This is a genomic window from Curtobacterium sp. MCBA15_013 (assembly GCF_001865095.1).
In the GTDB taxonomy this organism is placed as follows: domain Bacteria; phylum Actinomycetota; class Actinomycetes; order Actinomycetales; family Microbacteriaceae; genus Curtobacterium.
In genome coordinates, this window is sequence record NZ_MJGQ01000045.1 from 365,766 (window position 1) to 386,683 (window position 20,918).

At 69.5% G+C, this 20,918-nt stretch carries 16 protein-coding genes; 7 read left to right on the forward strand and 9 right to left on the reverse strand.

All coding sequences use genetic code 11. The features are described 5' to 3' along the window. Positions 1-27: 27 nt before the first annotated feature. From BIV01_RS15645 to dnaK, 7 genes are all read right to left on the reverse strand, one after another. Complete coding sequence (locus BIV01_RS15645; RefSeq protein ID WP_175473753.1) at positions 28-429, reverse strand: DUF3060 domain-containing protein; 402 nt, start codon at positions 427-429, stop codon at positions 28-30. Between the two features lie 66 nt (positions 430-495). After that, positions 496-1,710 (reverse strand): acyltransferase family protein, encoded by a 1,215-nt coding sequence (locus BIV01_RS15650; protein ID WP_071303444.1) that lies wholly within the window; start codon positions 1,708-1,710, stop codon positions 496-498. A 179-nt stretch (positions 1,711-1,889) separates the two neighbouring features. Further along, positions 1,890-3,032: a class I SAM-dependent methyltransferase gene (locus BIV01_RS15655; protein ID WP_071303445.1), complete on the reverse strand. Its 1,143-nt coding sequence runs from the start codon at positions 3,030-3,032 to the stop codon at positions 1,890-1,892. 35 nt (positions 3,033-3,067) lie between these two features. Then, positions 3,068-3,478, reverse strand: coding sequence for a heat shock protein transcriptional repressor HspR (locus tag BIV01_RS15660; RefSeq protein WP_070419260.1), 411 nt, complete (start codon positions 3,476-3,478; stop codon positions 3,068-3,070). Positions 3,479-3,604: 126 nt separating this feature from the next. After that, positions 3,605-4,609 carry a DnaJ C-terminal domain-containing protein gene (locus BIV01_RS15665; protein ID WP_071294410.1) on the reverse strand — a complete coding sequence of 335 codons (1,005 nt, stop codon included), beginning with the start codon at positions 4,607-4,609 and terminating at the stop codon, positions 3,605-3,607. A gap of 23 nt (positions 4,610-4,632) precedes the next feature. After that, positions 4,633-5,292 (reverse strand): nucleotide exchange factor GrpE, encoded by a 660-nt coding sequence (locus tag BIV01_RS15670; protein WP_083295090.1) that lies wholly within the window; start codon positions 5,290-5,292, stop codon positions 4,633-4,635. Between the two features lie 2 nt (positions 5,293-5,294). Continuing rightward, positions 5,295-7,157 carry a molecular chaperone DnaK gene (gene dnaK / locus BIV01_RS15675; RefSeq protein ID WP_070417079.1) on the reverse strand — a complete coding sequence of 621 codons (1,863 nt, stop codon included), beginning with the start codon at positions 7,155-7,157 and terminating at the stop codon, positions 5,295-5,297. A 283-nt stretch (positions 7,158-7,440) separates the two neighbouring features. Here dnaK and BIV01_RS15680 point away from each other — a divergent pair, with 283 nt between their 5' ends. After that, complete coding sequence (locus BIV01_RS15680) at positions 7,441-9,834, forward strand: hypothetical protein (protein WP_139199456.1); 2,394 nt, start codon at positions 7,441-7,443, stop codon at positions 9,832-9,834. An 80-nt stretch (positions 9,835-9,914) separates the two neighbouring features. Here BIV01_RS15680 and BIV01_RS15685 read toward each other — a convergent pair whose 3' ends face one another. Continuing rightward, entirely contained in the window at positions 9,915-10,745 is an 831-nt protein-coding gene (locus tag BIV01_RS15685; RefSeq protein ID WP_071294412.1) for an aldo/keto reductase, read from the reverse strand. Between the two features lie 82 nt (positions 10,746-10,827). Continuing rightward, complete coding sequence (locus BIV01_RS15690) at positions 10,828-11,226, reverse strand: pilus assembly protein CpaE (protein WP_070417075.1); 399 nt, start codon at positions 11,224-11,226, stop codon at positions 10,828-10,830. Between the two features lie 218 nt (positions 11,227-11,444). Between BIV01_RS15690 and BIV01_RS15695 the strand changes: the two genes are divergently transcribed. From BIV01_RS15695 to BIV01_RS15720, 6 genes are all read left to right on the forward strand, one after another. Further along, positions 11,445-14,210, forward strand: a complete 2,766-nt coding sequence (locus BIV01_RS15695) for a glycoside hydrolase family 2 protein (protein ID WP_071294413.1) — start codon at positions 11,445-11,447, stop codon at positions 14,208-14,210. 108 nt (positions 14,211-14,318) lie between these two features. Continuing rightward, entirely contained in the window at positions 14,319-15,806 is a 1,488-nt protein-coding gene (locus BIV01_RS15700; RefSeq protein WP_071294414.1) for a sugar transferase, read from the forward strand. 205 nt (positions 15,807-16,011) lie between these two features. Continuing rightward, entirely contained in the window at positions 16,012-16,287 is a 276-nt protein-coding gene (gene tatA / locus BIV01_RS15705; protein ID WP_306577014.1) for a twin-arginine translocase TatA/TatE family subunit, read from the forward strand. A gap of 130 nt (positions 16,288-16,417) precedes the next feature. Beyond that, positions 16,418-17,836, forward strand: coding sequence for an MFS transporter (locus BIV01_RS15710; RefSeq protein ID WP_071294415.1), 1,419 nt, complete (start codon positions 16,418-16,420; stop codon positions 17,834-17,836). A 48-nt stretch (positions 17,837-17,884) separates the two neighbouring features. Continuing rightward, complete coding sequence (locus tag BIV01_RS15715) at positions 17,885-20,053, forward strand: ATP-dependent Clp protease ATP-binding subunit (protein ID WP_083414081.1); 2,169 nt, start codon at positions 17,885-17,887, stop codon at positions 20,051-20,053. 144 nt (positions 20,054-20,197) lie between these two features. Then, on the forward strand, positions 20,198-20,752 hold the full coding sequence (locus BIV01_RS15720; protein ID WP_071303446.1) for a DUF2231 domain-containing protein: 555 nt from the start codon (positions 20,198-20,200) through the stop codon (positions 20,750-20,752). Positions 20,753-20,918 lie beyond the last annotated feature (166 nt).

Here is a 20,918-nt window from a genome sequence, read left to right on the forward strand (position 1 = left end):
AGCGGGGCCCTTCGTCGTCACTGGGGACTACTTCGCAGCAATCGTGTTCTCGGCGCCCTCGTCGTCCACCGTCGGTTCGCCGCCGTGTCCGATGTCGTTCCGATCGCCGAACACTGCGATCTCGTCCACAGACGCCACGGTGACGCTGTTGTCGTTGCCCTCGATCTGCAGGTGCTCGACCGGTCCGAGCGTGATCGTCGACGCGCTGCTGACGATCCGTACGTTCGCGCAGCCGTCCGGCAGTGCGATCTCCTCGACGTCGGCGATGATGGTCGCGGTGCCGTCGTCGCAGGTTCCGGTGGGCGGTGTGTACCCAGGGACTGGGGTCGATGTGATCGTTGCCTTCGGCGTCGACTCGGCGACCTTCTCGTGGGGCTCCGGCGCGCCGGAGGTGCATCCTGCGAGCGAAACCGCTGCGGCGGCGATCATCGTGGTGAGGAGGAGGCGCTTCATGGTGGTTCCCTTCGGGTTGATCATGACATCACCTTCAGTATATCAAATACTGTCGACAGATCGGTAGGGACGACCTGGCAGGAGTCGGTCGAGCGCTGCCCGTTGCCGTGCGCTCATCACGGGCCGTTCGAAGCACACGGCGAACAGCAGGCCGACGACGAACACGACGGGCGTCGTGACGAGGAGCTGCAGCACCACGATCAACGCAGTCGGGAGACCGGTCCCGATCATCACGAGGTTCGCGATCGCGAGGATCGGGCTGTGGATGAGGTACGCGCTGTAGGAGATCAACCCGACGTGCCGCAGCGGCGCCCAGGCAAGGACGTCGTGGGCGAGTGCCGTGGTCGGTGAGTGCGCCGAGACCGACTGCCGGTGGGTGACGAGCGCGAGGAAGATCGCGGCGGCCGATCCGGCGAGTGCCCACCGCAACGCGATCGTCGGCAGGCCGCGCAGCATCGACGCCTCGAGCATCCCGACCAGCACGGCGCCGACGATCAGCACCGTGCAACACGTCATCCCCAGCCAGCGACGGCCGAGGATCGCCGTGGCCACCGGATCGGCAACGTCGTCGCGGTGGGTGACGTGCGCCGCGTACATGCCGAGGGCGAAGAGCGGCAGCAGGATCGGCGCGGACCAGTCCATCACGCCCGTGGCGCTGGAGGCGCCCGCGAGCAGGAGCAGGAGCAGGATGACCACCAGGGGAGACCTCCGACGCCAGAACACGAGGAGCAGTGGCATGAGCAAGCCGAGCTGCCACTCCACGGCCATCGTCCACAGCGGTGCGTTGATGCGGAAGAACCCCTCGGGGAGGAAGTTGTGCACCAGGAGCGCATGCGTGACGACGCTCTCCCACGTCACGGGGATCCGAGGGTCCCAGGCGGTACCTGCCGGAATCTGCAGGAGTGGAACGGTGGCGATCAGGCCGAGGGAGAGGGCGAGCGCTGCGAAGTAGGGCAAGAGGAGTCGTCGGGCGCGGCGGCGGACGTGCCCGACCATCCCGCCGCGCAGTCTGAGTTCGGGATCGCGCGCAACGGCGATCATCAGGACGTACCCGGACAGCACGAAGAACATCGGGACGCGCAGCTCGACCGCGACGAGGAACTGACCGAGGGTCGGATGGGCCCCGGCGATCTCCCCACGGAGACCGCTGTAGCCGATCGCGTGACCGGTGACGACGAGCAGGACGAGGGCTCCGCGGAATCCGTCGAGGAAGTCGAGCTGGGGGCGTGCGCGGGTGGGGCTGGCGAGGTGTGCCAAGGGGCGACTCCAACGGTTCGGACTGTGTGTACAGCCCGCGCGGGGTCGTGGCTACGTCGCAGTGGTCAGGTGTGGAGTGCTGGCGGATCGACGTCGCTGTGAGGGAGGAACCCCGGCGGACGTCGAGACGCTACGGACGCCGGGAACCGCCTGCTAAACATGTTGCATTCTGCTCGCGGTCACGCCCGCCGCGACGCCGTCACCGTGAACTTCGGCGTCCGCACCACCTGCCGCGTCGCCCCCACGAACCGCTCCAGCACCGGCCGGTACCGCAGGTGCGAGTTCCAGACGCACCACAGTTCCCCGCCGGACTGGAGGATCGTGGCCGCGTTCCGGAACATCGCCTCGGCCGCGTCCGTGGTCACGGTCGTGTCCGCGTGGAACGGCGGGTTGCAGAGCACGAGCTGCGCGGAGCCCTCGTCGAGTTCGTCGCCGGCGTCGCTCCGGACAACGAGCACCCGGTCCGCCACGCCGTTGGCCTCGGCCGTGGCGATCGTCGACGCCACGGCGATCTGCGACACGTCCGTGGCGATCACCCGGATGCCCGGTCGACGCCGTGCGAGTGCGGTGGCGATCACCCCGTTCCCGCAGCCGAGGTCGACGGCGGTCCGAGCGCCGGGCACCGCATCGTCCATCGCGTCGAGCAGCACCCGGGTGCCCAGGTCGAGCGAGGTCCCGGCGAACACCCCGCCGTGCGCGACGAGCGTCATCCCGAGGTCGTCGACGTGCACCGACCGCGGCCACGGGTTCGTCGCGTCCGCCCGGGTCGCCTGGGCGCGGAGCGGGTCCTGCGCGATCAGCAGCCGCGACTTCCCACGGCCGCGGGACGCCGTCACCTCGCCGAAGTACCGGCGCAGGACGTCGTTCTGCGAGAGGTTCATGTGCTTCGACACCCCGCCGCACAGCAGCACGACGTCGGGCGCGGCGAACCGGGCGACGGCGCGGGCGAGCTCGTCGAGCCGGTCGTTCGACTTCGACAGCCGGAGCAGCACGAGCCGGACGTCGCGGAACGCCTGCTCGAGCGATGAGGGGTGGTGGAAGCCCCGGCGTCCGAAGGTGCCGGCATTGGCCTCGAGCGCACGCACCCCGACGAGGGAGTCCTGCACGACCCGGACGTCCGACGCACCGTGCACCGTGATCGCCCCGAGGGTCAGCACCCCGTACCGGTCGTCGACGACGGCGACCTCGCCGGGCTGCCGGAGCGCGTCGCCGTGCACGTGCGGCGCCTCGTCGAGGATGAAGCGGTCCGTGCCGTCGATCGCGATGAGGTCCGGCGCGTCGTCGTCGCGGCGGCGGAAGAAGTCGGCGAAGTCCGGTGGCACGGCGCCAGCGTACCGATGGTCCCGGTGGGGACGGGTCAGCGCGGCCCGCGGTAGAGCACGATCTGCGTGTTCCGCTGCGGCCGCATGCCGGCACGGAGCGGCACTGCTCCGCCGGTGGTGGTCGCCGCGAACACGCGGGCGCCCGGCCGGCTGATGAGCTGGTCGGCGAGGGCCGTCTCCAGCTCGCTGACGCGCGCACGGAGCGCGCGGTTCTCGTTCTCGAGTTCGAGGACGCGGCGGATCCCCTCGAGCGAGACGCCCTCGGACCCGAGGCGTGCGATCTCGCGCAGCTGCGCGACGTCGTGCATCGAGTACCGGCGCGACCCGCCGCGCGTGCGGCCGGGCACGACCAGGCCGAGCCGGTCGTACTGCCGCAGCGTCTGTGGGTGCATCTCGGCGAGCTCCGCCGCCATCGCGATCGCGAAGACGGGCGAGTTCTCGTCCATGTCGGTCATGGCGTGTTCCTTTCCGTCGTTCGCATGGTCCGGAAACCAGACTGGAGGCACGGCGCGCATTCCTGACGGAGCCGCGCCGTGCCTCCAGACCCGGTCTACTGCTGTGGTCGCGGAGCGCTAGCTGCGCGCCTTGGCGAGGAGGTCCGCTCGGGGGTCCTCGTCGGGCAGGGCCTCGGCGAGGGCCTCGACCGCTTCCCGCTGCTTGTCCGTCAGGTGCGACGGCACCGCGACCTGGACGGTCGCGAGCAGGTCGCCCGTCCCGTTCTTGGTGGCGACGCCGCGGCCCTTGACACGGAGGACGCGACCCGACGGCGTGCCGGGTGCGACCTTCAGCTTGACGGTGGAGCCGCCGAGCGTCGGGACCTCGATCGTCGCGCCGAGCGCCGCCTCGACGAACGTCACGGGGACGTCCAGCCGCAGGTTCTGCCCGTCGCGCTCGAACACCGGGTGCTTGCGGACGGTGACGGTGACCACGAGGTCACCGGCCTCTCCGCCGTCGGGCGAGGGTTCGCCGCGCCCACGCAGCCGGATCTTCTGCCCGTCCGCGACCCCCGCGGGGATGCGGACGTTCACCGGACGGCCGTTGCCCTGCGAGAGCTTGACGGTGTCGCCGGCGATCGCGGTGGTGAAGTCGAGGGTCGTCGTCGCGGTGACGTCGCGGCCCTTCGTCGGCCCACCGAAGCCGCGGTAGCCGCCGGTGGTCTGGCCGAAGCCGCCGCCACCGCCGAACATCCCGCCGAGGATGTCCTCGAAGCCGCCGGCGCCACCTGCTCCGCCCTGGCCGAAGCGGACACGCTGTCCGCCCCCGCCCTGGCCGAACATGCCGCCGAAGACGTCCTCGAAGCCGCCGCCCTGGCCCGGGCCACCCGCGGTGAAGCGGGCGCCGGAGCCCATGGCGCGGACCTGGTCGTACTCCTGGCGCTGCTCCTTGTCGGAGAGCACCGAGTACGCCTCGCTGATCTCCTTGAAGCGGTTCTCGGCGGCGGCGTCGCCCGGGTTGGAGTCCGGGTGGTACTGCCGCGCGAGCTTCCGGTAGGTCTTCTTCAGCTCAGCGTCACTCGCCGTCTTGTCGACGCCGAGGACCTTGTAGAAGTCCTTGTCGAACCAGTCCTGACTGGCCATGAATCCCTACCTCCTCCCCGCGCTCAGGCCGGGACCGCCACCGCGACCTTGGCCGCACGGAGGACGCGCTCACCGAGCTTGTAGCCCGGCTCGACGACGTCCGCCACGGTCTGGCCGGTGGCGCCCGGTGTCGGCAGCTGCACGATCGCCTCGTGGATGTTCGGGTCGAAGGACTCACCCTTCTCGCCGATCTGCACGAGCTTGAACTTCTCGAAGCCGCCGCGGATCTTCTGCCCGATGACCTGCATGGGGCCCTCGGCGAGGTCACCGTGCGCCTCGGCGCGGGTGAGGTCGTCGAGCGCCGGCAGGAGTGCCCGGACGACCTCGGCGATGGCGACCTCGCGGTTGGCCTCGCGGTCGCGCTCGACGCGCTTCCGGAAGTTCACCAGCTCGGCCTGCGCACGGAGCATGTCCGCACGCATCTCGGCGACCAGGTCGCGGTCCTCCGTGCTGAGCTTGTCCTCCGCGATGCCACGGGCGGCGTCGGCGAGGAGTGCCTCGTCCTCCGGGGAGAGGTCGTTCGCGGCGTCCGCCGCCGGGCCCCCGGCGGCGGGGCCGTCGGTCGGTACTTCGACGTCGGGCCCCTCCGCCTCGATGAGGTCCTCGGGCTCGGCCGCGTTCGTGGCATCGCCCTCGACTTGGGGCTCGTCCTCGTTCGGCACGTTGTCCTTGGGATCCGTCATCGTTACTTCTTGTCCTTGTCGTCCTCGTCGTCCACGACCTCGGCGTCGACGATGTCCTCGTCGTCCTGCGCTGCCTGGTCGGCGGTGGGCTGCTCACCGGCCGGGGCGCCTGCGTCCTGCTGGGCGTAGATGGCCTGGCCGAGCTTGCCCTGCGACTCGTTGAGCTTGTCGAAGGCGGTCTTCACGGCCTCGTCGTCCTCGCCGGCGAGCGCGGACTTGAGGGCGTCGACGTCGGCCTGCACCTCGGACTTGACGTCCGCGGGGAGCTTCTCGTCGTTCTCCTTGATGAGCTTCTCGATCGAGTAGACGAGCTGCTCGGCCTGGTTGCGACGCTCGTTGGCCTCGCGGCGGGCCTTGTCCTCGGCCGCGTGCTCCTCGGCTTCGCGGACCATGCGCTCGATGTCCTCCTTCGGCAGCGACGAGCCCCCGGAGATGACCATCGACTGCTCCTTGCCGGTGCCCTTGTCCTTCGCGGACACGTGCACGATGCCGTTGGCGTCGATGTCGAAGGTGACCTCGACCTGCGGGACGCCACGGGGAGCCGGCGCGATGCCGGTGAGCTCGAAGGTGCCGAGTGGCTTGTTGTCGCGGGTGAACTCGCGCTCGCCCTGGAAGACCTGGATCGCGACCGACGGCTGGTTGTCGTCAGCGGTCGTGAAGGTCTCGCTGCGCTTGGTCGGGATCGCGGTGTTGCGGTCGATGAGCTTCGTCATCAGGCCGCCCTTGGTCTCGATGCCGAGCGACAGCGGCGTGACGTCGATGAGGAGGACGTCCTTGCGCTCGCCCTTCAGGACACCGGCCTGCAGCGCGGCGCCGACGGCCACGACCTCGTCCGGGTTGACGCCCTGGTTCGGGGACTTGCCGCCGGTCAGCGACTTGACGACCTCGGCCACGGCGGGCATGCGGGTCGAGCCACCGACGAGCACCACGTGCGCGATGTCGTTGACGGAGACACCGGCTTCCTTGATGACGTCGTTGAACGGCTTCTTCGTGCGGTCGAGCAGGTCGGAGGTCATCTGCTCGAACTGGGCGCGCGAGATGGTCTCGTCGAGGTTGAGCGGACCGTCGGCCGTCAGCGTCAGGTACGGGAGCTGGATGCTCGCCGACATCTGCGACGACAGTTCCTTCTTCGCCTGCTCGGCGGCTTCCTTGAGGCGCTGCTTGGCGATCTTGTCCGTCGAGAGGTCGACGCCGTGCTCGTCCTTGAACTTCTTCACGAGGTAGTCGACGATGCGCTGGTCCCAGTCGTCACCACCGAGGCGGTTGTCACCGGAGGTCGCACGGACCTGGATCGTGGAGAAGTCGTCGTCCTTGCCCACCTCGAGCAGCGAGACGTCGAACGTGCCACCACCGAGGTCGAAGACCAGGATGAGCTCGTCTTCCTTGCCCTTGTCGAGGCCGTACGCCAGTGCTGCGGCGGTCGGCTCGTTGATGATGCGGAGGACGTTCAGGCCGGCGATCTCACCGGCGTCCTTGGTGGCCTGGCGCTCGGCGTCGTTGAAGTACGCCGGCACGGTGATGACCGCGTCGGTCACGTCTTCACCGAGGTACTGCTCGGCGTCGCGCTTGAGCTTGCCCAGGATGCGGGCCGAGATCTCCTGCGGCGTGTACTTCTTGCCGTCGATGTCCGTCGTCCAGTCGGTGCCGATGTGGCGCTTGACCGATGCGATGGTGCGGTCGACGTTCGTGACGGCCTGGCGCTTGGCGGTCTCGCCGACCAGCACCTCGCCGTCCTTGGTGAAGGCGACAATCGACGGCGTGGTGCGCATGCCCTCGGCGTTGGCGATGACCGTGGGCTCACCGCCCTCGAGCACGCTGACGACCGAGTTGGTGGTTCCGAGGTCGATGCCTACTGCACGTCCCATGTGTGGGTGCTCCTTCTGTTGGTGCGGGTACTGCTGAAGTCGTTGGACTTGCGTCCGATGGACTCAACTCTACTCAGGACTGGAGGCGCGTCAACTCTGGGAGCTGAAAGTTGCGTCCGAATGGCTCAAGGTGATCTCATCGCACAGTGTTGTATTTCACGTCAGTGTTTGATATTTTGGTACGGCAGCGGGGTGTCCCGCGACCACGATGACCGCGAGCCGCGGGCGACCCGATCGTCCCGAACGAGAGCGCGCGGCCCGATCCCTCGAAAGGGACCACACCATGTCAAGCAAGAAGAAGCGCATCGCGAAGGGCCTGGGTGCCAGTGCCCTCGCCGTCGCGACCCTCGCCTCCGGCCTCGCTTTCGCTCCCCTCGGTGCAACGGCGGCGTCGGCATCTACTGGAGAAGGCGTCCAGCTACATTCCCAAGAGGGTACGAGTCAGGTCACGCCCCGAACAAAGACCGTGCGGCTGCAGGGGCCAAACGGCTCAATCACCGGCACAAACTTCACCTGGTGGTCCAACAACACGCAGTGGATTAATGCAACGGCATCTCTCTCGCCGAATGCGGGAGTCCTTGCGACGGTACCTGCGGAAGGTGAGGTTGGAACTGTTCGAGCAGGCAACTCGTGCCTGTCGACTTGGTCTCACGGACACTGGGTTTGGGGCACGTGTGATGTCAAGAACGAGTGGCGCACTTCGGGTGGATACCTGATTTCGGGTGGTCGTACGCTCGGGTTGGCCCCTAATGGAAGCGCAGCTGGCCCGGGTTATCACGCGACTGCAGGGAGTAGCATCTACATTTCGGCGCTCGATGTGCCGTCTGCACCCACCGTTACTGGGGTCTTTCTGGACGATCGCGAGGAGTTGGCTCGCATTGAGGTGCGAGGCCGCGCGAATGCGAAAATCGAAGTTTTGCATAAGGGTGCAGTTGTCGCCTCCGGTAACGCCGATACAAAGGGGCTCTTCACGTACAAAGTCGCGGCACCCAACAGCGGCGAGCGACTGACTTTCACCGCTACGCAGAACGTCGCCGGAAATGTTTCAGCTGTCGGATCCGCCGCACTGCAGTATTCGCAGGTCTCGATCACTTCGCCCGCGGACCAGTCCGAGGTGTCAGACTCGCCGATCACGGTCGAGGGCAAGGGTGAGGCTGGTTCCGAGGTCACCGTCGTGGTGAACGGTACGGACGTCGCGCCCGTGACGGTGAAGGACAACGGCACGTGGACCAAGGCCGTGAACATCCGCAAGGGTGAAAACACGATCGGGGCCACGCAGAAGTCGAAGGGTGCGAACACGACGACTTCGACGGTCGTGGTCAACCCGGGCGAGTCGGCGAACGACGCCCTCTCGGTGAACGTTGACTCGGTCGACAACGATGCGCGGACGGCGCTGGTGTCGGGCACGGCGACTGCTGGTGCGCAGATCCGTGTCGGGAGCACGGTCGTCGCGACCGCTGCCGCGGATGGTTCGTGGAGCGGGCGCGTGTCGGGCCTGAAGGCTGGCGCGAACACGGTCGAGTTCGTGCAGTACGTGGGCGGTGAGCGTGTGGACGCGGTGTCGAAGGACATCCGCGTCGTTGCGACCGGGTTCGAGCTGACGAGCCCGCAGAACAACGACGTGATCCGCACCGCCGACAAGTCGGTGACCTTTACCGGTCTGGGGAACCCGGGCGGCAAGGTGTCCGTCCTGAACGGCAACAAGCCCATCGGTTCTGCGATCGTGGACGCGGACGGCAAGTGGTCCTTCACGTCGCTCATGGCGTACACCGAGTACGACCTCGAGGTCTACTACAAGAAGATCCCAACGGGTGCGGTGACCAACAAGGTGCCGCTGCACATCACGGTGACCAACAACGAGCAGAACGCTCCGTTCGAGATCACTGCCCCGAAGCACAACTCGACCGTGACCGCACCGGACAACCAGGTCTCGTTCGAGGGCACGGGCACTACGGGCGGTGTCGTGACGATTAAGAAGGGCACGAATACCGTCGGGACGGCCGAGGTCGGCGCTGACGGCAAGTGGGCCTTCACCGGTGAGCTGAGCTTCAACAAGCACAACCTGACCGCGTACTACAAGAAGATGCCCGGTTCGTCGGCAGTGTCGAGCCCGCTGACCGTCACGGTCACGGACGGCTCGGTCGTGCTGCCGTTCGAGGTGACCTCGCCGGCGAACGACTCGGTGGTCGAGACCGCGGACAAGTCGGTCACGTTCACCGGCCAGGGTGCCGGTGGCGGCAAGGTCGTCATCAAGAAGGGCAACGCGACCCTCGCCGAGGGCCTGGTCGACAGCAAGGGCAAGTGGTCGCTGACGGGCACGCTGAACTACGGCGAGCAGGAGGTCACCGTGTTCCACAAGCCGGTCGGTGGGTCCCAGGCGCAGCAGGTGCGCCTGAACCTGATCGTGCAGGCGCCGGCGGCCGACTTCGCGATCGAGTCCCCGGCGAACGGTGACACCGTCGCCGCGGGGCCGGTGACGTTCACCGGCGTCGGCAAGGAGGGCACCACGGTTTCCGTGTTCGTGAACGGGAAGTCCCGTGGCACCGCCACGGTCGAGAACGGCACCTGGACGCTGCAGACCACTGCGATCGGCGCGGGTACGCACGACTTCGTCGTGTACCACAAGCAGGGCGCCATCGCGGCCGAGTCGGAGACGGTTCGACTCACCCTTCGCTGATCACCAGCAAGCACAACTGAAGACGAGGAAGGCCCCCGCCACCAACAGGTGACGGGGGCCTTCCTCACGCGGTGACCGAATCAGGCCGGGACGTAGTCGAACGTGTCCGGGTCCGGACCCGTCCGGTGCCCCTTGTCGAGCGACGAGATCGCCGTCATGTCCTCGTCGGAGAGCTCGAAGTCGAAGATCGCGAAGTTCTCGTCGACGCGGGCACGGGTGACCGACTTCGGGAAGACGATGTCGCCGCGCTGGATGTGCCAGCGGAGGACGACCTGCGCCGCGGACTTGCCGACGTTGCCGGCGATGCGGGTGATCGTCTCGTCGTCGAGCACGAGGCCCTGCGCGATGGGCGACCAGGCCTCGGTCGCGATGCCGTGCTCGCGGTCGTAGGCGCGGAGCTCGTCCTGCGTGAGGTACGGGTGCACCTCGATCTGGTTCACGGCCGGGGTGATCGTGGTCTCGGCGGCGAGGCGGTTGAGGTGGTGGGCCTGGAAGTTGCTCACGCCGATCGAGCGGGCGGTGCCGCCGCGGTAGAGCTCCTCCATCGCCTTCCACGTCGGCACGAAGTCCGACACGGTGGGCAGCGGCCAGTGGATGAGGAAGAGGTCGGTGTAGCCGCCGAGCAGGTCGGCCGACTTCTTGCCGTTCTCCAGCGCTGCCTCGGGGTCGTGGAAGCCGTTGTTGAGCTTCGACGTGACGAAGATCTCCTCGCGCGGGATGCCCGACGAAGCGATGGCCTCGCCGACCTCCTTCTCGTTGCCGTACATCTCGGCGGTGTCGATGTGGCGGTAGCCGACCTCGAGCGCCGCGAGCGTCGCTTCCTTCGTCTCGGAGGGGTCGATCTGGAAGACGCCGAAGCCGAGCTGCGGGATGGTCTTGCCGTCGTTCAGGGTGATGTTCGGAACGGTCATGGTCCGAGTCAACCAAAGGCCACCCAGCAGGCATTCCGGCAACGTTCAGCCCGGGCGAGCCGTCGCCGCCCGGCGTACCCCGCTACGCCAGCGCCGCCGTGATGTACGCCTGCAGGGCCAGCCCGTACGCCTCCGCAGCGTCGTCGGAGGTGAAGGAACGATCAGCGCCGTCGACGGTCGCGACCACCGTGAACCCCGCTGACAGGGACACGAACGCCGGCCCGAGCAGCCCACGCAGCTGGTCCTCGCGCGGGAGCCAGAGGGACTCCGCGGCGTCGACCGAGTCGAGCGCCCACTCGGTCGTCCCGTTGAACCCGAGCACCGTCCCCGAGGGGTAGTCGTGCCGCTCCACGGTCATCTCGGACACCGTGTAGACGTCGTCGTCGACACCCGGCTTGTCGATCACGAACCGGTCACCGGTCGTCGGGTGCCACCGCAGGCCGGCGTCGCGCAGGGCGGTGGCGAGTGCAACACTGATCACGTCTTCCAGCCTGCCACTCGCAGTCCTGCAAGGTCGCCGTACTAGCATCGCCGAGCACCCCGACGCGCGACCGCACCAGCGTTCCGCGCGCGCGACGCGACGACGCCCGGGCAACCGGTGCCGCGCCTCCCGGCCGAGAACCCGGCCACGAGGCGGGCCCCCGGCCGGCGTCCCGACCGCAGCGGACACCAACCCGTCCGCCGAAGAGAAGGACCCGCATGACCCTCGAACGCGAGGAACTCCGCGACGGCTGGACCGTGACCATGGCGGGTGAGGCGCCGCCAGCAGGCGCGCCGGCCGACGTCGTGGGCCGGACCATCGGCGCCACCGTGCCGGGGCAGGTCCACACCGACCTCGAGCGCGAGGGGCTGCTGGCGGACCCCACGTTCGACCGGAACGAGGACGGCGCCAAGTGGGTCGGCCGGGCCGACTGGTCCTACCAGCGCTCCGTCGACGTCGACCCGCGGGGCTTCGAGCGCGTGGACCTCGTGTGCGACGGGCTCGACACCGTCGCCGAGCTCAGCCTGGACGGCGTCGTGGTGGGGACGACGCGGAACATGCACCGCCGCTACCGGTTCGACGCTCGAGACAGCACCGGCGGCGTCGGCCGCGGGGAGAAGACGCTCGAGCTCCTGTTCGAGTCGCCCTACCGCGAGGCGGGACGCGTCGCGGCGAAGGCCGGCAGCATGCCCGGGCCCTACGACGAACCGTTCCCCTACATCCGCAAGATGGCGTCGAACTTCGGGTGGGACTGGGGGCTGACGGCGGTCACGAGCGGTCCGTGGCGACCGGTCGCGATCGAGCGCTGGTCGACCGCCAGGCTGCGCGACGTCCGGCCCCTGGTCGACGTCGAGGCGGGCGAGGGCGTGCTGGACGCGCACATCACCGTCGAGCGCTCCGGGCTGAACGACCTCGACCAGGATGGCGAGGACGACGACCTCGTGCTCGTCGTGACGGTCAGCGGAGCGACGGCCGAGGGCGGCACCACCCGCCAGCGCTCCCGCGCACAGCTGACCCCGCGCGACGACGAGACCGTGGTCACCGTGCGGGTGCCGGAGGTCCAGCGGTGGTGGCCGCGTGGCTACGGCGCGCAGGACCTGTACGACGTCGTGGTCGAGCTGCAGACGGTCGACGGCGAGGTCCTCGACCGCTCGACGTTCCGCACCGGTTTCCGCTCGACGCGCATCGAGACGACGTCCGACAGCATCGGCAAGCCGTTCAACGTCCACGTCAACGGCACGCTCATCGACGTCCGCGGCGTGAACTGGATCCCGGACGACGTCATCGTCTCGCGGGTGTCGCGCGACCGGGTCGAGGACCGTCTACGCGCGGCAGCCGACCTCAACGTCAACCTCGTGCGGGTCTGGGGCGGCGGGGTCTACGAGTCGAACGACTTCTACGAGGTCTGCGACGAGCTCGGACTGCTCGTCTGGCAGGACTTCCCGTTCGCCTGCTCGGCCTACCCCGAGGGCGAGCCGATCCGCAGCGAGGTCATCGCCGAGGCCCGGGACAACGTCGCCCGGCTCGCACGGCACCCCTCGCTCGTGCTCTGGAACGGCAACAACGAGAACATCTGGCTGCACGAGGTCGACGGCTGGGAGGCCTCGCTCGAGGGCCGCGGCTGGGGCCTGGACTACTACCTCGACCTGCTGCCGACGATCGTCGACGCGGTCGACCCCTCCCGCTTCTACACGGTCGCCTCGCCGTGGTCGGGCTCCGAGTCGCTCCCCGCGAACGACGTCGACCACGAGACGCACCACTCGTGGGACGTCTGGAACCGTCTCCCGGACACGGCCTACCGCGACTCGGTGCCGCGCTTCGTCTCGGAGTTCGGCTGGCAGGCACCGCCCGCGTGGCGCACGCTGCGCGACGCGGTGCGGGACTCGCCGCTCGCGGTGGACTCGCCCGGTGTCGTCCACCACCAGAAGGCCGCGGACGGCATGGGGAAGCTCGCGCGGGGCCTCGAGCCGCGGTTCGGCTCCGTGGCGCCGGCCGAGTTCGACCGGTGGCACTACCTGACGCAGCTGCAGCAGGCGCGCGCCATCGCGACGGGCGTCGAGCACTGGCGGACGCACTGGCCCCGGAACACCGGCGTCGTCGTGTGGCAGCTGAACGACCTCTGGCCGGTCTCGTCGTGGTCGGCGATCGACTCGGCCGGGCGGCTGAAGCCGCTGGCGCACGAGCTGCGGCGGCTCTACGACGACGTGCTGCTGACGATCCGTCCGGTGTCCTCGGTCGCGACTGCGGTCGGGTCCGGTCCGGCGGGCGGGTCCGGTCCGGTGGTCGGGTCGGGTCCGGCGGGCGCGTCCGGTCCGGCGGGCGCGTCCGGTTCTGCGGGCGAGCCGTCGGGGCAGCCAGGAGGCGCGGATCGCCCGACCACGTCGGCCTCCGTCGGTGAGACGGCCGATCTGGGCGACCTGGCGGACACGCTCTCGCTCGGGGTGTCGCCCGGGTCGTTCGGCAACGCGCCCATCGAGGTCGCCGTCCGCTCGACCCGCACGGGGCACGACAGCGTCGTCCGCGTGCGGCGGGTCACCCTCGCGGGGACGGTCCTCGCGGAGGCGTCGCTCCCCGTCCGCCTGTCCGCCGCCGGTGTCGCCGTGGTGGCACTGCCGGAGTCGGTCGGCGTGGTGGACGACCCGACGAACGAGCTCGTCGTCGCGGACATGGACTGGCGACGGGCGGTGTGGACCCCGGGACCCGACAAGGACATGCGCTGGGAGCCGGCACGCTACCGGACCGCCTTCACCGCGGCTCCCGACGGCGACGGCCTCGACCTCGTCGTCGAGGCGGAGGGCCTCGTGCGGGACCTCCTCTTCCAGCCCGACCGGGTCGCACCCGGGGGCACGGTCGACCGCGGGTTCATGACCCTGCTGCCGGGGGAGCGGGTCGCCTACCGACTGCGCGGCGTGACCGAGGCGGACATCCCGGCGCTCACTGCGGCTCCCGTGGCGTGGACGCTCGCGGACGTGCTCGACCATTGATATGCAGAACTCCAGCGTGATATTCTGATCGGAGTGCCGTTCCGTCCTCTCGCATGACGGCGGCACCCGGTCGGTCCCCCCGGCCGGTGGCCGACTGGAGGGCTCCCGATGTCACTCGCGATGCGACCGCTGAGCGCGGTGTCCCGTTCCGTCGAGGTCGTCGGGCGTCCGACCCGCAGCCGGACCCGCCGCAGCCGTGCGACGGGCTTCGGCCTGGCGGGGCTCGACCTGGGGTTGTTGCTCGTCGCGTTCGCCGTCGCCCACGTGGTCCGGTTCCCCGGTGAGCTCCCCGCGGGTTCGAGCGCTGCCGGGTGGACCGAGTTCGTGGTCGCCCCCGTGATGATCGTGGCCTGGATGGTCCTGCTCACGGTGTCCCGCAGCCGAGACCCGCGCATCGTCGGCGTCGGCGGCGACGAGTTCCGGCGACTCATCACCGCGAGCCTCGTCACCGTCGCGACGGTGGCCGGGGTCGCGTACGCCGTCCAGGTCGACCTCGCCCGTGGCTACGTCGCCATCGCGTTCCCGCTCGGGCTGCTCCTCCTCGCGATCGGTCGGAAGGCCGTCCGGACCGTGCTCGCTCGACGTCGCTGCCGGGGCGAGGGGCTGCAGGACGTCCTGCTCGTCGGCGACCTCGACGACGTGACCTACGTCGGACGGCGCATCGCGGCCACCCCCGCCGCGGGGTACCGCGTCCGGGCGATCATCTCCGACTGCGTCCGGGCCGGGTCCCGGGTACCGCTCGGGGACACGAGCGTCCCGGTGATCGACGGGGTCGACGCCGTCCTCGACCGGGCCCAGAGCGAACCGGTGGCCGCCGTGGTGGTCGCCGGCGCGATCCGGGGCGGGCACGAGCGACTCCGGCGGCTCGGATGGCAACTGGAAGCGCACGGCGTCGAACTCGTGGTCTCCTCGCCGCTGGCGGACATCGCCGCCGGCCGGGTGCACGAACGACCCGTCGACGGCCTGCCGCTCATGCACGTCGAGACGCCCGACTACCGGCGGCGGATCGGCAAGCGGACGCTCGACGTCGTCGGCGCCGGCATCGGTCTGCTGCTCCTCGCGCCGGTGTTCGCCGTCATCGCCCTGGTCATCCGCGCGGACGACCGTGGCCCCGTGTTCTTCCGCCAGACCCGCGTGGGGCGCGACGGGCGGGAGTTCCCGATCCTCAAGTTCCGTACGATGTGCGTCGACGCCGAAGCCCGGATGGCCGCGCTCGAGCAGGAGAACGAGGGCGCGGGGCCGCTCTTCAAGATGAAGCACGACCCGCGCATCACCCGGGCCGGTGCGTTCCTGCGTCGGACGTCCCTCGACGAGCTGCCGCAGCTGTGGAACGTCCTGACCGGTTCGATGAGCCTGGTGGGCCCCCGACCCGCCCTCCCGCGCGAGGTCGCCCTGTACGAGGACTTCGCCGACCGTCGGCTGCTCGTGACCCCGGGCATCACCGGGCTCTGGCAGGTGAGCGGCCGCTCGGACCTCGACTGGGCCGACGGTGTCCGACTCGACCTGCACTACGTCGAGAACTGGTCCTTCGTCCACGACGTCGTCATCCTCGCCCGGACCATCCCGTCCGTGCTGCGCTCCCGAGGCGCCTACTGACCCGGTCGCGCCTGACCCGCGACCGGCACGCGCACCCCCGGGCTGCAACGGCAGTCCGGGGGTGCTGCCTGTGCGAACGGTGTCCGTTCGGGTGCCCGGCCTGGGTTTCCCGACCGGTGCGAGTTACGATGGGTGCACGACGGACTTCCGCCGCACGCGTCGACGGTGACTCGGAGACGGCGACCAGATCCAGATTCAAGGAGTCATGATGCTCGGAAACCTCGGTGGCGTACACCTGCTGATCATCCTCGGGATCGTCATCCTGCTGTTCGGTGCGACCAAGCTCCCGGCACTCGCCAAGGGCCTCGGGCAGTCGATCAACATCTTCAAGAAGGAGATGGGCGACGACGAGAAGAAGGCCAAGGGCACCGACCCCGGCGTGCAGACCACGACCGTGACGAACACCGCGGCCGAGCCGGCTCCGCAGCCGGTCGTCAACCCCGGCCCGTCGGTCCAGCCGAACTCGGACTCCAGGAACTAGGACCCCAGCCCCGTCCTGTCGGCAGCCCCCGCGACCCCATCGGTCGCGGGGGCTTCGTCGTGTCCGGCGAGTTGTCCACAGGTCCTCCCGGGGGCAGGCGGGACCGCGCGCGGTGGCGGAGGATGGGCACATGACGACCCCAGCCCCGGCGGCCACGGCCCCGCTCCGCGACGACCGCCGTGTCGTGCTCGTCGTCGCGATCCTGTCGTCCTTCGTCGTGGGACTCGACTCGAGCGTCGTGAACGTGGCGCTCCCCGCCATCCGCGACGAACTCGGCGGGGGACTGGTCGTGCAGCAGTGGACGGTGGACGCGTACCTCGTGACGCTCGGTTCGCTCATCCTCGTGGCCGGCAGTCTGTCCGACCTGTTCGGCCGCGTCCGCATCATCACGTGGGGCCTCGTGGTCTTCGGGATCGCCTCGATCGTGTGCGCGATCGCCCCCACGGGCGAGGTCCTCATCGTCGCCCGGGCGCTGCAGGGCGTCGGTGGTGCGCTCGTGACCCCGAGTGCCCTCGCGCTCATCGTGGCGGCGTTCCGCGGTGCGGCGCAGGCGAAGGCGATCGGCACGTGGACGGCGTGGTCGAGCGCGGCGACGATCCTCGGGCCGGTCGTCGGCGGCCTCGTCGTGGACGGCATCGGCTGGCGGTGGATCTTCGTGCTGACGGCCGTGCCGATCGCGGTGACGATCCCGCTCGTGTCGCGGATCTCGGCGGACGTCCGGGTGGGGCCGCGGGCGCACGTGGACGTGGTCGGCGCCGTGCTGGCGGTCGTGGGCGTCGGTGGTGTCGTCCTCGGGTTGATCGAGCAGGAGCGTCTCGGGTGGGGCGCGCCGGTCGTCCTCGCCGCGCTGGTGCTCGGCGGGGCAGCGCTCGTGGCGTTCGTGCCGTGGGAGCTCCGCGTCACCCGCAGGCACGGTGCACCGCTCGTCCCGCTCGAGCTCTTCCGTGCGCGGAACTTCACCGTCGGCAACCTCGCGACGCTGTCGATCTACGGGGCCCTCGGGATGGTGTTCTTCGTCGTGACGCTGTTCCTGCAAGAGGTCTGGCGTTTCCCGGCCTGGCTCGCCGGCCTCGCGACGCTGCCCCCGACCGTGATGCTCCTGCTCCTGTCCACCACGGTCGGGTCGCTGGCCGGCCGCTGGGGTCCGCGGTGGTTCATGGCCGCCGGTCCCGCGATCGCCGCGGTCGGGGCGCTCCTGCTGCTCTTCGCCGGTGACGAGCCGATCGGGTACTGGTGGTCGGTGCTCCCCGGTCTGGTGCTCGTCGGAGCGGGGATCGCGTTGATGGTGACCCCGCTGACGAGTGCGGTCCTCGGGTCGGTCCCGCAGTCGGAGGCGGGTGCGGGCTCGGCCGTCAACAACGCGATCGCGCGGATCGCCGGGCTCGTCATGGTCGCGCTCGCCGGGATCGTCCTCGGCGGCGCTGTGAGCGTCGAGGGACTGCACCGCGCGATGGTCGTGATGGCGCTGCTCCTCCTCGCCGGCGCGCTCGTGAGTGCCGTCGGCATCCGGAACCCGCGGCGGGAATCTCCCGCTGCGAACGCAAGTTGAGTGGAGTAGACTCAACTACAGGACCACCGCAACGAAAGGACGGAACGCATGGCGAACCTCCAGGGCGCTCCTGACTCGCAAGAGCGACAGAAGACCGCCCTCGAGCAGTACGGCGTCGACCTCACGGCGATCGCCCGCAACGGCAAGCTCGACCCGGTGATCGGGCGGGATGCCGAGATCCGGCGCGTCTCCCAGGTGCTGACGCGTCGCACCAAGAACAACCCCGTGCTCATCGGGGAACCCGGCGTCGGCAAGACGGCCGTCGTCGAAGGACTCGCCCAGCGGATCGTCGCGGGTGACGTCGCCGACTCCCTCAAGGACAAGCGGCTCGTGTCGCTCGACATGTCCGCCCTCATCGCCGGCGCGAAGTACCGCGGCGAGTTCGAGGAGCGGCTCAAGGCCGTGCTCAAGGAGATCAACGACTCCGACGGGCAGGTCATCACGTTCATCGACGAGCTGCACACGCTCATGGGCGCCGGTGGGGGCGAAGGCTCCGTGGCCGCGTCGAACATGCTCAAGCCGATGCTCGCGCGCGGTGAACTCCGGCTCATCGGCGCGACGACGCTCGACGAGTACCGCGAGTACATCGAGAAGGACGCCGCCCTCGAACGGCGCTTCCAGCAGGTCTTCGTGGGGGAGCCCAGCGTCGAGGACACCGTGGCGATCCTCCGCGGCCTCAAGGAGCGCTACGAGGCGCACCACAAGGTCACGATCAACGACTCCGCGCTCGTGGCCGCGTCGAGCCTGTCGAACCGGTACATCTCCGGGCGGCAGCTGCCCGACAAGGCGATCGACCTCATCGACGAAGCCGCGAGCCGGCTCCGGATGGAGATCGACTCGAGCCCGGTCGAGATCGACGAGCTCAAGCGCACCGTGGACCGGTTGCGCGTCGAGGAGTTCGCGCTGAAGCAGGAGAAGGACGACGCGTCGAAGGCCCGGCTGGAGACGCTGCGGGCCGAGCTCGCGAGCCGCGAGACCCTGCTCGGCGAGCTGGAGCAGCGGTGGCAGGCCGAACGCGCCAGCCTCAACCGCATCGGTGAACTGAAGCAGCAGCTCGACGACCTCAACATGCGCTCCCAGCGGGCGCAGCGCGAGGCCGACTACGAACTCGTGTCGCGCATCGAGTACAGCGAGAAGCCCCGGATCGAGGCCGAGCTCGCTGCCGCCGAACAAGCTGAGCAGGCCGACCGGATGGTGAACGACAGCGTCACCGACGAGGACATCGCCGCGGTGATCGCGCAGTGGACGGGCATCCCCCTCGGGCGCCTGCTGCAGGGCGAGACCGAGAAGCTCCTGCACCTCGAGAACGAACTCGGCCGTCGGATCATCGGGCAGCGCTCCGCGGTCTCGACCGTGTCGGAAGCGGTCCGTCGCACCCGCGCGGGCATCTCCGACCCGGACCGTCCGACGGGCTCGTTCCTGTTCCTCGGCCCCACCGGCGTCGGCAAGACCGAGCTGGCCAAGGCGCTCGCCGAGTTCCTGTTCGACGACGAGAAGGCACTCGTCCGGATCGACATGAGCGAGTACGGCGAGAAGCACTCGGTCGCGCGGCTCATCGGCGCCCCGCCCGGGTACGTCGGCTACGAGGCGGGCGGGCAGCTCACCGAGACCGTCCGGCGTCGCCCGTACTCCGTGGTCCTGCTCGACGAGATCGAGAAGGCCCACCCCGAGGTCTTCGACGTGCTCCTGCAGGTCCTCGACGACGGGCGCCTGACCGACGGCCAGGGCCGGACGGTGGACTTCCGGAACACGATCCTCATCCTGACGTCGAACCTCGGGTCGCAGTTCATGACCGACCAGTCGATCACCGACGTGCAGCGCGAGGAGGCTGTCCGCGAGCTCGTCCAGCAGGCCTTCCGCCCCGAGTTCATCAACCGACTCGACGACATCGTGGTGTTCCAGGCGCTCACGCAAGAGGACCTCGGCCAGATCGTGTCCCTCTACGTCGACCGGCTCGCACGCCGGCTGACCGACCGCCGACTGGAGCTGGCCGTCACCCCGGACGCCCGCGCCTGGCTCGCCGAGCGCGGGTACGACCCGGTGTACGGAGCGCGTCCGCTCCGTCGGCTCATGCAGCGGCAGATCGACGACCGGTTGGCGCGGGCGATCCTCGCCGGTGACGTGCGCGACGGGGACACCGTCCGCGTCGACGTCGCCACAGGCGGCGACGAGCTGACGGTGGAGCCGTTCGAACTCGCGGAGATCGTCGAGGAGTAGGCGGCGCACTGGACGTGACGACCTGGAGGCGGTGCCGGTTCCTGGGACCGGTACCGCCTCGCTCGCGGGCTCGCTCGGCGAGACCGGAGCACAGCGCTGGCGCGCTGTGAACGCTCCGGTCTCGCCCGGCCTACGGTCCAGGGCATGCCTGAGATCCGAGCGTTCCGTCGCCTCACCGACGCCGTCGAGCACGCGAGCGTGCTCGACAAGGCCGTCGACATCGATCGTTCCGTGGTGAACGCCCTCGCGAAGCCGAAGGCACTGCGCCAGCTGCTCCACGGTGTGCCGTTCGGACACCCGCTGCACCCGCTCATGGTGCAGGTGCCGCTGGGTGCGTGGATCTCGGCGGCGGTGCTCGACCTGATCGGCGGGAAGGGGAACGCGCGGGCGGCGAAGACCCTCGTCGGTGTGGGGCTGGTGTCGTCGGGCAGCGCCTCGGTGGCCGGCTACGTCGACTGGTCGGAGCTCGATCGTGAGCAACTCCGCACCGGTTGGGTGCACCAGGCCGTGAACTGGGTGGGCATCTCGCTGTACGGGCTGTCGTGGATGCAACGGAAGTCCGGGAACCACGGGGCAGGCAAGCTCCTCGGGTTCGCGGGGCTCGCGGTCGTCGGCGTCGGCGGGTACCTCGGTGGGCACCTTGCCTACCGGCAGCGTGCGGGTGTGAGCCAGCACGGTGAGGTGCCGTTCGGCGCCTGAGCGTAGGTGCTGATCATGCCTGGTCATGACCAGTTCGTCAAGCGCCGTCGATCATCCGTTCCACATCCGTGATCCCCCGGAAACATGCGGATCGCCATTGTCCACAGCCTGCCGATTCGTGGTTGACATCCCCGCGTGATGGGTCTTTACTCACGATTACGCAACG

Bases quoted from the DNA above. Each gene is read 5' to 3' on its own strand.
- BIV01_RS15645 (WP_175473753.1), bottom strand. From the start codon at position 429: ATGATCGCCGCCGCAGCGGTTTCGCTCGCAGGATGCACCTCCGGCGCG.
- BIV01_RS15660 (WP_070419260.1), bottom strand. From the start codon at position 3,478: ATGGACGAGAACTCGCCCGTCTTCGCGATCGCGATGGCGGCGGAGCTC.
- BIV01_RS15665 (WP_071294410.1), bottom strand. From the start codon at position 4,609: ATGGCCAGTCAGGACTGGTTCGACAAGGACTTCTACAAGGTCCTCGGC.
- BIV01_RS15670 (WP_083295090.1), bottom strand. From the start codon at position 5,292: ATGACGGATCCCAAGGACAACGTGCCGAACGAGGACGAGCCCCAAGTC.
- dnaK (WP_070417079.1), bottom strand. From the start codon at position 7,157: ATGGGACGTGCAGTAGGCATCGACCTCGGAACCACCAACTCGGTCGTC.
- BIV01_RS15680 (WP_139199456.1), top strand. From the start codon at position 7,441: ATGTCAAGCAAGAAGAAGCGCATCGCGAAGGGCCTGGGTGCCAGTGCC.
- BIV01_RS15685 (WP_071294412.1), bottom strand. From the start codon at position 10,745: ATGACCGTTCCGAACATCACCCTGAACGACGGCAAGACCATCCCGCAG.
- BIV01_RS15695 (WP_071294413.1), top strand. From the start codon at position 11,445: ATGACCCTCGAACGCGAGGAACTCCGCGACGGCTGGACCGTGACCATG.
- BIV01_RS15700 (WP_071294414.1), top strand. From the start codon at position 14,319: ATGTCACTCGCGATGCGACCGCTGAGCGCGGTGTCCCGTTCCGTCGAG.
- tatA (WP_306577014.1), top strand. From the start codon at position 16,012: ATGATGCTCGGAAACCTCGGTGGCGTACACCTGCTGATCATCCTCGGG.
- BIV01_RS15710 (WP_071294415.1), top strand. From the start codon at position 16,418: ATGACGACCCCAGCCCCGGCGGCCACGGCCCCGCTCCGCGACGACCGC.
- BIV01_RS15715 (WP_083414081.1), top strand. From the start codon at position 17,885: ATGGCGAACCTCCAGGGCGCTCCTGACTCGCAAGAGCGACAGAAGACC.
- BIV01_RS15720 (WP_071303446.1), top strand. From the start codon at position 20,198: ATGCCTGAGATCCGAGCGTTCCGTCGCCTCACCGACGCCGTCGAGCAC.